The sequence below is a fragment of the Labilibaculum manganireducens genome (assembly GCF_002843385.1).
GTDB lineage: Bacteria > Bacteroidota > Bacteroidia > Bacteroidales > Marinifilaceae > Labilibaculum > Labilibaculum manganireducens.
This window is the reverse complement of sequence record NZ_MVDE01000015.1, coordinates 1-13,258: the sequence shown is the minus strand read 5'-3', so window position 1 is coordinate 13,258 and position 13,258 is coordinate 1. Positions and strand designations below refer to the sequence as shown.

The window sequence follows — 13,258 nt, the reverse complement described above, 5'->3', positions numbered from 1 at the left end:
ATTGAAGGGTATTTATTCTTCCTCCTTTGATCCATTCTTATGGTTGGGGAAGAATTGCTTCAGCTCATCATACAAAGGCATTGCTTCCTGATCGTGTTCGCTGGCAAAGTAGCGAACCGAACGGTAATAGGCCATTGCATCCTGATAGTTATCGTTATCCAGCAGGATTTTGGTGTCGCTTAATTTTTGTTGAATCTGAGCTACTTTCCGCAGCATCTCTTCAATCACCTCTCTGGCTCTAAAATCCCGGTCAAACTCATCCATACTTACAAAATTGGGTATGTATTTAGGGTTTTCCTGCATAATTACTTTGGCTTTGTTCACCAGTAATTTATTGGTTTCGTTAATAGAACCAAAGGTAGAGCGTTGCTCGGGAGTTAAACCGGGTGCATTTTGGTTGGCAGAAACCAGCAAAGCATCTAAATGGGCATTGTTCTCGGTCAATTCTTCTGCAGTGAAGGTGACCTGGATTAAATCGTTGTTTTTCATGTTGGGTTGTTTTTAAATTCATTGTAATTTTCAATTCTATTGAAAAGTCTATAATTTTAATGGGCTAATTGAAAAGTTAGCTAGGAGGGCCATCTGTGTCTCCTGTTCCATTTGGCCAGATATTTGCCCAATTCCAAGGATATGGGTTGCTTGTATTGTATTCTTTTATATTTGCCTTGTAAGTTTTTTGAAGATAGAATGTTTCAGTTCCATTTTTTGGTACAATTTTAAAATTAATTTTTAAATAAATTTGATTTAATGGTTCTGATGTTATAAAATCTTTGTTTCCGGATTTATAGATTAGGTGTCCGATGGTGCTGACGTTACGAGAAGGCAATGCAACACTATTATTAATCCACCAAATTTCGGTATCTTTATCAAGTCCAACTATATCTGTATAGTGATAAGGGAATGTTAGCTTACCCCAAATAAAAGCAACTGATTTATCAGAGGTGCTTGGGACAAGGTTAAAATCAGCGCTTTTATTAATATATAATATACGTGTGGTTGTGTATACATCGATTTCATTTGCAACATCAGGATTAACTACTACATCACAGTTGGTTGTTCCGAATTTATGGGTTAGCATATATGAGGTAGCATCGTTAGGATTAGGATTAAAACTACCTGTATTTAGCGTTACGTATTCAGAGCAATTTATTGTTGGTGGAACAGCAAGATGTAATAATCCTATTCTTTTGTTTGGCATTTCCAAATTGAATGAATAAGAAGTTTTTGATGTTATTGTCCCCGACCCGGTAAGATCTAGTTTGGTTTGGAGTTTTACCTGCTGTATGGTTGGTGTGGAACTTCCAAATAAAGAAGAGCTTAGAGAAGAAAAAAGACCTGAAATACCGGAACTCATAAAACTTGATACTCCTTTTTTTAATGCGCTAACACCATCTTTAACGATGCCTTTAAATAAGTTTTTTACGTCAATGCCTGCAGTGGAATTATTGGCTTTGTTTTGTAAACTAGTTCCCATTGCATCAGCATTTGCACCATTCACCTCTAGGTTAACATTGGTTGTAGATGTGGCCTCGTCTTTTTTAGAAAATAAGTTACCAATACTAAGAAGGCTGCCTGAAGAAGATGAACTTCCTATTATACTACCTGTAATATCTCCTGATATATTACCACTAAATTCAAGATTATCTCGTTGAATAGAAGTTATTGCAAAAGTTAATCCGCCTGAATTTACATTGGGATCATAGCAAGAAACATCAAAGTCAAAACAATACCAGTGGTTTGGAGCTAATCCATTTTCAACATTACTAAAATTAGAGGAAAGTGCAGTGCCCATTGTACTCAGGTATCTTTTAGTCTGATTAACTGGATAAGACTCTCCAATTGATGGGTGATTGAGTATTTTAGAGTTGTTGCCGGAAGCTAGAGCTAATATGCCTACTACATCGTTACCTTCTGTGTTTAAAGCATGATAGTAGAAGAATCTGAAAATACCTCTATATCGATTATATAATCCAATGAAAGGGAAATCTGTAGTACCTTGATATGTTGATGGATTGTATTCTCGTATCGTGTTATATATAACTTCCCAGCCATCTTTATCAGATATGTCATTTTTAATATTGTAGGGGATTTTGCTTGCTACGTTGGTGTCAAACCAATATTTAAAATCGGAATGATATGTTCCGTTTATTTTGACACTTCTTGGGGGATTGGAAAGATCAATGGGATAGTTTCCGATGGGAGAGGTGCTTTTTACACCGCCACTATTATTTAATTTAATTGAAGGCAAGGTCTGTAATTCAGTTTTTGCATAGGTATTTTCTCTACTTTCCGTGGGTTGAAGGTCTGCAGTTAAATTATCTCGACAACTAATAAGAAAGAGTAGTGAAGCCAAGAGCCAAAAGAGTTTTGTTTTCATTTTGTCAAAATTTAAAGATTAATACTAAAAATAACTTTAATTTTGCCCCTTATCTCCTCGAACGAGATTTTGAGCCTTGAGTTTTATTGTGCGCATATTGATAAACTCGAGAACCAAGTTATGAAAGCTCACTGCCACTATTTGGCAGTGAGCTTATTTTTATTAAGTCTAATTGAATAGGTGGAAATGTGCTGTGTTTGTTGCTGTTGTTATGATTTTAGCAATTCGCACAATAGAAAGGTGATTGGGTCACTCTAAATAATGGGAAAATTGAACATCATATAATACAGATATTAGTACACCGAAAGAAATCTATTTATCCTTGCAGAGAAATTTTTGCAATTGTACTTCCTCTTTTTCGTTTGCATAACAATAGCTTTGTTTGCATCTGCTGTAAGTAATGGAGTGCCCCATATTCTTTAGGGAGGAGATGATTCGGTACAAACTGCGTTCCGAAATGTTTAATCGTTGGGCTAACTCCGTTGGTGTTCCAGTGCTTTCTTTTTCTGCATGTTCTTTAATGAACTCTGCTTTCTCTAAAATATTCAAATGTGTCATATGATTACTTTTTGGGCTGCTTGTGATTTACTCTTTAGTTCCCGTCATGTTAAAAAGGTAACCCTATTATTTGTTAAATAATGTTAAATTGATAATGATTAATTTAGAATATATTATGTAAGTATAATGTTTTCAGCATGTTGGCTGTTGAATTGTGATATGGATTTTTTTGTTTGGATGTTATTGAATTCTGTTAAGCTGTTGTATTTATCATACTTTGGCGAAATCATTCAAAACGATTCATGAAACTGTTTAGAGTAATTCAAAATAGAAAATGTAGTATCAAAAAGCATTGGAAAATCTTCTTTTCGTAAATGTATCCTTTCTGTCTAAATTACGTTAATAAATAAAAGGACTTCGAGGTATTTTATTCGTTTCAAGTAAAAAGATATCTAAATACTTTATTATATTTGCATGAAATTCCATTGGGGCATGCAATTGTGAGTAAGCTGAACGATTTAAAATTTCTTACACGATTTAAGGTCTGTACTCTTCCCCATTAATTTAAAATATTGAATTCTTTTAAGGAAATGCGATAAATCTCATGTGATTTTGAAGCTTTCTACCTGATACTTAAACAACATGGCAAAAGAAGAACAAGATAAAATATTAGATGAGGTAACGCAGAGCGATTATAAATATGGCTTTGTTACTGATATTGAAAATGATGATATAGGCAGAGGTCTTAGCGAGGATGTTATCCGCATGATATCGGCTAAAAAGAATGAGCCTGAATTTATGCTCGAATTTAGATTGAAAGCGTATCGTCATTGGCTGACTATGAAAATGCCGGAATGGGCCTATTTAAAAATACCTGAAATTAATTATCAGGATATCATTTACTATTCAGCACCAAAACAAAAAGCGAAGTTGGAGAGTATGGATGATGTTGATCCTGAAATTCGCGCCACTTTCGATAAGCTGGGTATTCCTTTGGATGAACAAAAACTGTTGTCGAATGTTGCAGTTGATGTGGTGATGGATTCATCATCAGTGAAAACTACATTTAAGCAGGCTTTGGCCGAAAAAGGAGTTATTTTCTGTTCGTTTAGTGATGCCGTTCAGGAACATCCCGATTTAATTCAGAAATACATGGGAACAGTTGTTCCAATTCAGGACAACTTTTTTGCATCTCTTAACTCCGCAGTATTTTCCGATGGTTCTTTTGTATACATCCCAAAAGGAGTTCGTTGCCCAATGGAGCTTTCTACCTATTTCCGTATCAATGCGGAAAATACAGGGCAGTTCGAGCGTACATTAATTGTATGTGAAGATGATAGTTACGTGAGTTATTTAGAAGGATGTACGGCACCAATGCGTGATGAAAATCAGCTGCATGCGGCTATTGTTGAAATTATTGTGAAGGACAATGCAGAGGTGAAATACTCTACGGTTCAAAACTGGTATCCTGGTAACAAGGAGGGATTGGGCGGTATTTACAATTTTGTAACCAAACGTGGTATTTGCGAAGGTAAAAATGCGAAATTGATGTGGGCTCAGGTGGAGACCGGATCGGCAGTTACCTGGAAATACCCGTCTACCATATTAAAGGGTGATGGCTCGTCGAGTGAATTTTATTCGGTAGCTGTAACCAATAATCATCAGCAGGCTGATACCGGATCAAAAATGATTCACATTGGCAACAACACCAAAAGTACGATTATATCAAAAGGAATATCAGCAGGAAAAAGCAGCAACTCTTACCGGGGATTGGTTAAAGTAACTAAGAATTGTGAAGGAGCCCGTAACTTTTCTCAATGCGATTCATTACTTTTAGGAGACAAATGTGGAGCACATACATTCCCATATCTCGAAATAGGCAATAAATCGGCTAAAGTAGAACACGAAGCTACTACTTCTAAAATTGGTGAAGATCAAATTTTCTATTGCAATCAGCGTGGTATTTCTACCGAGGATGCCATTGGTTTAATTGTAAATGGATACGCAAAAGAGGTAATCAACAAAATGCCAATGGAATTTGCTGTAGAAGCTCAAAAGCTTTTGGCGATTAGTTTGGAAGGATCTGTAGGATAATAGATATATAATAAGTAGAACCCAACGCATAACTGCGACAAAATAGAAGTGAAATGTTAAGTATTAAAAATTTACACGTTTCCATTGATGGAAAAGAAATCTTAAAAGGAATTAATCTTGAGATTAAGCCGGGAGAAGTTCATGCTATTATGGGACCTAATGGTGCTGGTAAAAGTACTTTAGCTTCAGTATTGGCAGGAAGAGATTTGTATGAAGTAACCGAAGGTGAAATTATCTTTCAAGGGAAAAATTTGTTGGACATGGCACCTGAAGATCGTGCTAAAGAAGGAATTTTCCTGGGGTTTCAGTATCCGATAGAAATTCCAGGAGTTTCAACGGTTAATTTCATGAAAACTGCGGTTAACGAACATCGAAAGCACAAAGGCTTGGATCCATTAACAGCATCTGATTTCTTAAAGCTAATGCGCGATAAAAAAGCATTGGTCGAGATCGACTCGAAACTGACAAATCGTTCGGTAAACGAAGGGTTTTCAGGCGGAGAGAAGAAAAAGAATGAGATTTTTCAAATGGCGATGCTTGAACCTAAATTGGCAGTTTTAGATGAGACCGATTCAGGATTGGATATTGATGCTCTTCGTATTGTTGCAAATGGGGTGAATAAATTAAAAACTGCTGAGAATTCAACAATTGTAATTACTCACTATCAACGTTTATTGGATTATATTATTCCTGATGTTGTTCATGTTTTGTTTGACGGTCGAATTGTAAAAACTGCCGGTAAAGAGCTTGCTCTTGAACTGGAAGAAAAAGGATACGACTGGATTAAAGAAGAAAACGGAAAATAGTAGAGGTGTTGGAAATTGGATTTATCTTATTTCTCATATCTATTATCTAATATCTAAAATAACATGGCCAACATAGATACAATAAATAAGGATTTCGCTGATCTGTTCGAACAAGGTAAGGAATTGCTTTCAAATGGTTCTTCTGATTGCATGAATAAGACTCGTGAAAAAGCCTTTGTTCAGTTTCAGGAATTAGGCGTACCTACTCGTGTCAACGAGAATTATAAATATACCAATCTAATACCAGCTTTCGATTATCCATACAATGTAAATCTTCGTTATATGGAAGTGGATGTTGACCTGAATGATATTTTTCAGTGCGATGTACCCGAGTTGGATACCAATATGGTATTGCTGACAAATGGTTGGTATTACGGAAATAATAAAGTGCTTACCGAATTACCCGAAGGAGTTATCGTTTGTGGAGTTCAGGAAGCAGCACAAAAATATCCTGATATTTTTAATGCTCACTACGGCAAATATGCCAAGCCCGAAGAGGATGGTATTGTAGCATTGAATACAGCTTTGGCAAAAGATGGTTTATTCATTTACGTGCCAAAAGGGGTTGTGATTGAAAAGCCGATTCAGGTGGTGAACCTTTTGCGTTCCGATCGCGATTTAATGGCAACTCAACGTAACTTATTTGTGATTGAGGAAAACGCGCAAGCCAAAATCATTGTTTGCGATCATACCTTAACACATCATAAATACCTAAGCAATTCAGTTACAGAAGTAAATGTGGCATCCAGTGCGGTGTTCGATTTGTATACCTTGCAAAATCAGCATTTGAATTCAGTAATCCTGAATTCTACTTTTATCCGTCAGGATAAGCATTCAAATGTATTGACCAATACCATTTCTCTTTACGGAGGAACCATTCGTAATAATCATCATGTTTTGTTGGATGGCGAGCATTGCGAAAACAATACATACGGAATGTATTTGATGGATAACAAGCAGCATGTCGATAATTTCACGTCGATAGATCATTCAAAACCGAATTGTTTAAGCAACGAGCATTTTAAAGGAGTAATGGATGGCGAGGCAACTGCAGCATTTGCAGGTCGAATATATGTTCGCCGCGATGCTCAAAAAACATTGGCCTATCAATCAAACAACAATTTATTATTGAGCGATGATGCTCAAATCAACACAAAACCACAGTTGATTATCGATGCCGACGATGTGAAGTGCAGTCATGGTGCTACAGTAGGTCAAATGGATGAGGATGCACTGTTTTATCTGCGCGCAAGAGGAATTGATGAGAAAGAAGCGCGTCAGATGCTGATGTTTGCTTTTGCTCACGAAATAATTGAAAAAATTAGAGTGGAGCCGCTTAAAGATCGAATTGATGCCTTGGTTGATACAAGATTAAGAGGTGAAATATCGAAATGCAATACTTGCGCACTTGCTTGTAAAAATTAGATTTAATTAATTCTGGTACTGTCGTACTTGATTCTCTTATAGGATGACAATAGATATCAATAAAATACGTAAAGATTTTCCCATTCTTGAGGAATTGATTCATGGTAAGCCTCTTGTTTACTTCGATAATGCCGCAACTACGCAAAAGCCTCGTCAGGTAGTTGATAAGTTGGTTGAGTACTATTACAAGTACAATTCGAATATTCACCGCGGCGTTCATTATTTGAGCAACAAATCCACCGACGGAAATGAGAATGCAAGAGTAATTGTACAGAATTTTATCAATGCAAAACATTCGCACGAGGTAATTTTCACCAGCGGAGCCACCGAATCTGTAAATTTGGTTGCCAACTCGTTTGGCAATCGATTCATTTCCGAAGGCGACGAGGTGATCGTATCAGAATTGGAGCATCACTCCAATATCGTTCCCTGGCAATTAATCTGTGAAAGAAAAAAAGCGGTTTTAAAAGTATTGCCTTTTAACGATCATGGAGAATTGATGATTGAGAAATTGGACGAATTAATTACAGATCGCACTAAAATCGTTGCAGTAAATCACATCTCCAATTCATTAGGAACCATAAATCCTATTCGTAAAATAATTGAGATTGCGCATGCTAAAAATGTTCGTGTTTTAATCGATGCGGCTCAATCCATTCAACACAAAAAAATTGATGTTCAGGATTTGGATGTAGATTTTTTGGTTTTTTCAGGACATAAAATTTACGGACCTAACGGAATTGGTGTTCTGTATGGCAAAGAAGATTTGCTGAATGAAATGCCACCATGGAAAGGTGGAGGTGAAATGATTTCCGAAGTAACTTTCGAGAAAACTACTTATAACGAACTTCCTTATAAATTCGAAGCGGGAACGCCCAATTATATCGATGCCATTGGTTTAGGTGCTGCAATTGAGTATGTTGAGAATGTCGGAATTGAAAATATCGATTCTTACGAACAGGAATTGTTAAAATACGCAACCCAAAAATTGCTTTCAATTGATGGTTTACGAATTTATGGAACTGCTGCTGAAAAAACTTCAGTAATTTCTTTTCTGGTGGAGGGAATTCATTTCTACGATATGGGAATGCTTCTCGATCAAATGGGGATTGCAGTAAGGACTGGTACGCATTGTACCGAACCGGTAATGCAGCATTTCGGAATCGACGGTACTGTTCGTGCGTCATTTTCATTCTACAATACAAAGGAAGAAATTGATTCACTTTATAACGGAATTCTGAAAGTCTGCAAAATGTTTGCAGTAAAATAGTCCGTTGGTTCGATTTTCACAGATAGAAAATTATTGTAACTTTCGGCTGAAAAAAATATAAATTAGATACGTTCGCAGATTTGGAATAGGGGATTTTTTCTCATATCTAAAATCTCATATCTAAAATCAATAGTATGACAATAAACGAAATTCAGGAAGATATAATTGAAGAATTTGCAGGATTTGAAGATTGGATGGACAAATACGCCTATCTAATTGAGTTGGGAACAGATCTTTCCGGTTTGGATGAAAAATATCAAACAGAATCGAATCTGATAAAGGGTTGTCAGTCTAAAGTTTGGTTCAATGCATCACTCGAAAATGGTGTTGTAAAGTTGGAGGCCGACAGCGATGCGATCATCGTAAAAGGAATTGCAGCTTTGTTGATTCGTGTTTTCAACAATCAAACTCCTGAAGATATTATGAATGCCGATTTAAAATTCATCGATGAAATCGGTTTAAAGCAGCATCTATCGCCCACTCGCTCTAATGGATTGGTTTCCATGGTGAAACAAATAAAAATGTATGGAATTGCTTTCAGTCACGTAAGCAAATAATCAGGAAAAGATGGGAAAAAAAGAAACAGAAGCAATAATCGTCGAGGTTTTAAAAACCATTTACGATCCCGAAATTCCAGTGAATATCTACGACCTGGGATTGATATATGAAATTGATATGTATGAGGAAGATGAGGTGAAAATCCTGATGACTCTTACAGCGCCAAATTGCCCGATGGCCGACCAAATTTTGGAAGAGGTAAATGAAAAAACTAAATCACTGCCGCAAATCGAAGATGTGACCGTTGTGTTAACTTTCGATCCGCCTTGGGACAAGGATATGATGACCGAAGAAGCAAAACTCGAATTGGGTTTTCTCTAAATATATCAAAGGGCTGTTTTTTTACAGTCCTTTTTTAGTTCCTGCTAATTTGGTTTCCGATTTTTGTTTTGGGCGTTTCCTTCGTTCCTCAGGTCGGGCTTTTCGTTTTTACTCCTCGCTCATTCTTCACTGTGGGGTAACACTTCAATCCCTAACGCAAAAGTTTTACTAATGCTGACTGGTTATTCTATTCAGAGATTAAAATTGATTTGCATGAAAAAAATAACGGAAAATGTTTTCGAAAATTAGAATTTGAGCGAGAGTTGTCAATAGAGCGTGCCACGTGCTGCTTTAGTTGGTTTAGAATACTGAAGAGCTTTCTATTGACTTGATTCTTTTGCTTACTTTTCTCATTTAAGGAGAAAAGTAAGAGCCGTCGGGCTTAAGGACAAAGCAATTGAAAAGATACAATGTTTAAATTTCAGAGAATTGAACAAATTTAAGAATGTTATGCTCTTACCATAACCAAGCAATTTATGTCAGGGTATGACTTGATTCTAAACCCAAAAGAATTATTTATTAAAATGAGCTTCTATATTAATTTGGTATTATTAGAAAATGCAAAATGTTTATTCCACGTTTATCGTGAATTGTCGGGAACAATCTTAATTTAGCAACATGAATCTTACCCTCTCTGCCAAATCAAACCTCATAAAAGCCAAAGCTATCGAGCTTGGTTTGGATCTTTGTGGAATAGCAAAAGCAGATTTTCTGGAAGATGAGAAAGAGAATCTTCGATCTTGGCTGGATCAAAAATATCACGGAGAGATGTTGTATATGGCCAATAATATTGAGAAACGATTAGATCCTCGTTTATTGGTTGAAAATACCAAGTCAATTGTTGTTGTTGGTCTGAACTACTTTCCAAAGGAGCTGCAGCAAGATTCCGAAGCACCTGTTATTGCAAAATATGCGTACGGAAAAGATTATCACTTCGTATTAAAGGATCGATTAAACCAGCTTTTGGAATATATCAACACAGAATTTGGTGAAGTTTCGGGTCGCGCATTTGTCGATTCCGCTCCAATATTAGAGCATGCTTGGGCAAAAAAAGCAGGTCTTGGCTGGATTGGAAAAAACTCATTATTACTCAATCGTAAAATAGGATCATTTCTTTTTCTGGGCGAATTGCTGATTGATATGGAGTTGGAGTATGAGGAAGAAAAATATCAGGATTTTTGCGGAGGATGCAGTAAATGTATTCGTGCTTGTCCTACCGGAGCAATTACAGAACCCTATGTGGTGAATGGCAGCAAGTGCATTTCCTATTTCACCATTGAACTCAAAGGTGAAATTCCCGAAGAAATGAATGGGAAATTCGAAAACCGGGTATTTGGTTGTGATATTTGTCAGGATGTTTGTCCTTGGAATCGCATGGTAAAATCCAATTCAGTTCCTGAATTTCAACCTAATTCTGATCTACTTTCTTTGTCAAAGGCAGAATGGGAGCACATGGATGCTCATAAATTTGGAGAGATATTCAAAAACTCTGCAGTAAAACGAACAAAATTCAAAGGATTAAAACGCAATCTCGATTTTCTTCATAAAGAGTGTGAATAGCTTATATTGAATTGCTTCCTATAGGTTTTAGTAATGAACTTTTGTTTTCGCTTTTTTTATATATTTATACATTCAATAAGTCGTTTTCACTTTTATTTTGTTCTTCTCGGTAGAATTTGATGCTCTGTGCATGAATTTTATTCGTCGTTTATATCAAATTTGATGATACACAATATCTACAATCTAACTACAAATGACAATACGCGTTTGTTTTTTCAAGTTTGGCAACCTGCAATTCCACCCAAAGCAGTAATTTGTTTGGTTCATGGCATTGGTGAACATTCTTCCAGATATCACAATTGGGCTGAATTGTTCGTTGAAAAGAACATTGCTGTTTTGAGCTACGATCAGCGTGGGCATGGTTTGTCTGATGGAAAAAGAGGAGTCATTCAATCTTACGAAAAATTAATGGATGATATTGATTTCGCTCTGGAGGAGGCAGGAAACCTTTTTGAAGATGTCCCTTGTTTTCTTTATGGTCACAGCATGGGAGGAGGTGAGGCCTTAAATCATATGATTTCGCGAAAGTCGAATTATTTCGGAGTCATTTCTACTTCACCTTGGATTGTTACACAGGCAGCACCTCCTAAAATAGTAATGTCTTTTCTTAGGGTGCTGGCAAATTTAGTTCCTTTTTTTAGTGTAAAAACGAGTTTTGATACTAAAATGTTATCTCATAATAAGGATGTATGCATTAAATATGATGAGGATGAATTGGTGCATCATATGGTTTCATTCAGATTATTTGTCGATGCTTATGATGCCGGATACGGTATTTTGCAGAATCCGGATAAAGTAAAAAAGCCATTATTGTTACTGCATGGAAATGATGATCAGATTACAGACTCCAATGCAAGTAAAATTTTCTCAGAGGGAGTTAAGGATTGTTGTACATTTATTCAGTACGATAAAGCTTATCATGAATTGCATAATGAATTCTGTCATCAAGAGGTTTTTACATATATTATAAATTGGCTGGACGCTCTGTTAGCGAATAATAAGCAAATTATTTAGAATATGACAATTTTTAGAACTGAGGTAAAGATTCCAGCATCGCGGGATAAGTTTGGTTACAATTCAAAAGCAATTATGCTGGGTTCTTGTTTTACCGAGAATATTGGTGAGCAACTCAGCAAATATAAATTTGATGTCAATATCAATCCGTTTGGAGTAATTTATAACCCAATCAGTGTTGGCAATAGTTTAAAAATACTAATCGAGAACAAAAAATTCTCCGAAGAAGACTTAAATTTCGTCAATGATATGTGGTTTAGTTTTTCTCATCACGGACGATTTTCAAATGCCGATGTGAATGAGTGTTTGGATGCAATCAATACTGAAATTAAAAAGTCATCATTAGATCTTGCAAATTCAGATGTTCTTTACATTGCATTCGGAACTGCCTGGGTTTATGAATTGCTCGATACTGGAGCAATAGTTTCCAATTGCCATAAATTACCAGCAAAGGAATTCCATCGCTACCGACTGGATGTTGACGAAATTGTACAATTCTATAAAAAATTGATTGTCTCTTTAGCAATTTTCAATCCGGATTTAAAAATTGTTTTTACGGTGAGTCCAATTCGGCATTGGAAAGATGGAGCACATGGAAATCAGCTTAGTAAAGCTACTTTACTTTTGGCAATTGAGCAGTTGGCGGAGTTGTTTGAACAGGTGTCTTACTTTCCTTCTTATGAAATTGTTATGGATGAGTTAAGAGATTATCGATTTTACGGAGAGGACATGCTGCATATGAATACCACATCTGTCAATTATATTTGGACTCGTTTTGTTGATACATATATGGAGAATGAAACACTTGCCGTGATGAAACGGGTAGATAAAATTGTTTCGGCAGCCAGTCATCGTCCTTTTAATCCAGACACGGTCAGTCATCAGGAGTTTATTACCAGTACATTAAGTGATGTGCAGAAGTTAGAGAGTCAATATCCAAATATTGTCTTTGATAAAGAAAAATCACTTTTATTAAAAAATCTTCACCATTAGTCTGGACATTCTCATTTGAATTTTGTAATTTGTTTTTCCCCTTCGGATAAAAAAATAGCTTCTGATTATCAGGCAGCTATTTCTTTTTGTGAAAAAACTTCATAAAATGATTAGGAATTGGGAAAAATAATCATTTATCTTTGCACCGCTTTCAAAGGAAAGTGTCCGGTGTTTAGAGTGATTTGGGGAGTAATTTTTTTATCACAGGAACGGGCTTTATTTTTTTGAAATTTTTTCACTTAGGGATTAGGATATATTAAAATAAATGATTTATCTTTGCACCCGCTTTCGGAGCTAACGAGCTTGTGAGTCACTAGGAAACTTAGGGATTACAGCGAAATT

General features: G+C 36.1%; 12 protein-coding genes. 9 read left to right on the top strand and 3 right to left on the bottom strand.

Going from position 1 to position 13,258, the window contains the following annotated elements:
* Positions 1-12 precede the first annotated feature (12 nt).
* The 3 genes from BZG01_RS11060 to BZG01_RS11050 form a co-directional block, all read right to left on the bottom strand.
* Positions 13-489, bottom strand: coding sequence for a hypothetical protein (locus tag BZG01_RS11060; RefSeq protein ID WP_101309904.1), 477 nt, complete (start codon positions 487-489; stop codon positions 13-15).
* 76 nt (positions 490-565) lie between these two features.
* Entirely contained in the window at positions 566-2,377 is a 1,812-nt protein-coding gene (locus BZG01_RS11055) for a hypothetical protein (RefSeq protein WP_101309903.1), read from the bottom strand.
* A gap of 312 nt (positions 2,378-2,689) precedes the next feature.
* Positions 2,690-2,935, bottom strand: a complete 246-nt coding sequence (locus tag BZG01_RS11050; protein WP_101309902.1) for an HTH domain-containing protein — start codon at positions 2,933-2,935, stop codon at positions 2,690-2,692.
* Between the two features lie 582 nt (positions 2,936-3,517).
* On the opposite strand from BZG01_RS11050, the gene sufB reads away from it, so the two are divergent.
* From sufB to BZG01_RS11005, 9 genes are all read left to right on the top strand, one after another.
* Complete coding sequence (gene sufB / locus BZG01_RS11045) at positions 3,518-4,969, top strand: Fe-S cluster assembly protein SufB (protein ID WP_101309901.1); 1,452 nt, start codon at positions 3,518-3,520, stop codon at positions 4,967-4,969.
* A gap of 53 nt (positions 4,970-5,022) precedes the next feature.
* Positions 5,023-5,775, top strand: a complete 753-nt coding sequence (gene sufC / locus BZG01_RS11040; RefSeq protein WP_101309900.1) for a Fe-S cluster assembly ATPase SufC — start codon at positions 5,023-5,025, stop codon at positions 5,773-5,775.
* Between the two features lie 63 nt (positions 5,776-5,838).
* Positions 5,839-7,200, top strand: a complete 1,362-nt coding sequence (gene sufD / locus BZG01_RS11035; protein WP_101309899.1) for a Fe-S cluster assembly protein SufD — start codon at positions 5,839-5,841, stop codon at positions 7,198-7,200.
* A gap of 43 nt (positions 7,201-7,243) precedes the next feature.
* Positions 7,244-8,470, top strand: coding sequence for a cysteine desulfurase (locus BZG01_RS11030; protein WP_101309898.1), 1,227 nt, complete (start codon positions 7,244-7,246; stop codon positions 8,468-8,470).
* Between the two features lie 134 nt (positions 8,471-8,604).
* On the top strand, positions 8,605-9,027 hold the full coding sequence (locus BZG01_RS11025) for a SufE family protein (RefSeq protein ID WP_101309897.1): 423 nt from the start codon (positions 8,605-8,607) through the stop codon (positions 9,025-9,027).
* Positions 9,028-9,037: 10 nt separating this feature from the next.
* A complete protein-coding gene (locus tag BZG01_RS11020) occupies positions 9,038-9,349 on the top strand; it encodes a metal-sulfur cluster assembly factor (protein WP_101309896.1) in 312 nt (103 codons plus the stop codon).
* 618 nt (positions 9,350-9,967) lie between these two features.
* Positions 9,968-10,909 (top strand): tRNA epoxyqueuosine(34) reductase QueG, encoded by a 942-nt coding sequence (gene queG / locus BZG01_RS11015; protein ID WP_101309895.1) that lies wholly within the window; start codon positions 9,968-9,970, stop codon positions 10,907-10,909.
* Positions 10,910-11,071: 162 nt separating this feature from the next.
* Positions 11,072-11,923, top strand: a complete 852-nt coding sequence (locus BZG01_RS11010; RefSeq protein ID WP_101309894.1) for an alpha/beta hydrolase — start codon at positions 11,072-11,074, stop codon at positions 11,921-11,923.
* 3 nt (positions 11,924-11,926) lie between these two features.
* Positions 11,927-12,916 carry a GSCFA domain-containing protein gene (locus BZG01_RS11005; RefSeq protein ID WP_101309893.1) on the top strand — a complete coding sequence of 330 codons (990 nt, stop codon included), beginning with the start codon at positions 11,927-11,929 and terminating at the stop codon, positions 12,914-12,916.
* Positions 12,917-13,258: the final 342 nt, after the last annotated feature.

Coding starts and splice junctions, on each gene's coding strand:
- BZG01_RS11060 (WP_101309904.1), bottom strand. CDS start 489: ATGAAAAACAACGATTTAATCCAGGTCACCTTCACTGCAGAAGAATTG.
- BZG01_RS11055 (WP_101309903.1), bottom strand. CDS start 2,377: ATGAAAACAAAACTCTTTTGGCTCTTGGCTTCACTACTCTTTCTTATT.
- BZG01_RS11050 (WP_101309902.1), bottom strand. CDS start 2,935: ATGACACATTTGAATATTTTAGAGAAAGCAGAGTTCATTAAAGAACAT.
- sufB (WP_101309901.1), top strand. CDS start 3,518: ATGGCAAAAGAAGAACAAGATAAAATATTAGATGAGGTAACGCAGAGC.
- sufC (WP_101309900.1), top strand. CDS start 5,023: ATGTTAAGTATTAAAAATTTACACGTTTCCATTGATGGAAAAGAAATC.
- sufD (WP_101309899.1), top strand. CDS start 5,839: ATGGCCAACATAGATACAATAAATAAGGATTTCGCTGATCTGTTCGAA.
- BZG01_RS11030 (WP_101309898.1), top strand. CDS start 7,244: ATGACAATAGATATCAATAAAATACGTAAAGATTTTCCCATTCTTGAG.
- BZG01_RS11025 (WP_101309897.1), top strand. CDS start 8,605: ATGACAATAAACGAAATTCAGGAAGATATAATTGAAGAATTTGCAGGA.
- BZG01_RS11020 (WP_101309896.1), top strand. CDS start 9,038: ATGGGAAAAAAAGAAACAGAAGCAATAATCGTCGAGGTTTTAAAAACC.
- queG (WP_101309895.1), top strand. CDS start 9,968: ATGAATCTTACCCTCTCTGCCAAATCAAACCTCATAAAAGCCAAAGCT.
- BZG01_RS11010 (WP_101309894.1), top strand. CDS start 11,072: ATGATACACAATATCTACAATCTAACTACAAATGACAATACGCGTTTG.
- BZG01_RS11005 (WP_101309893.1), top strand. CDS start 11,927: ATGACAATTTTTAGAACTGAGGTAAAGATTCCAGCATCGCGGGATAAG.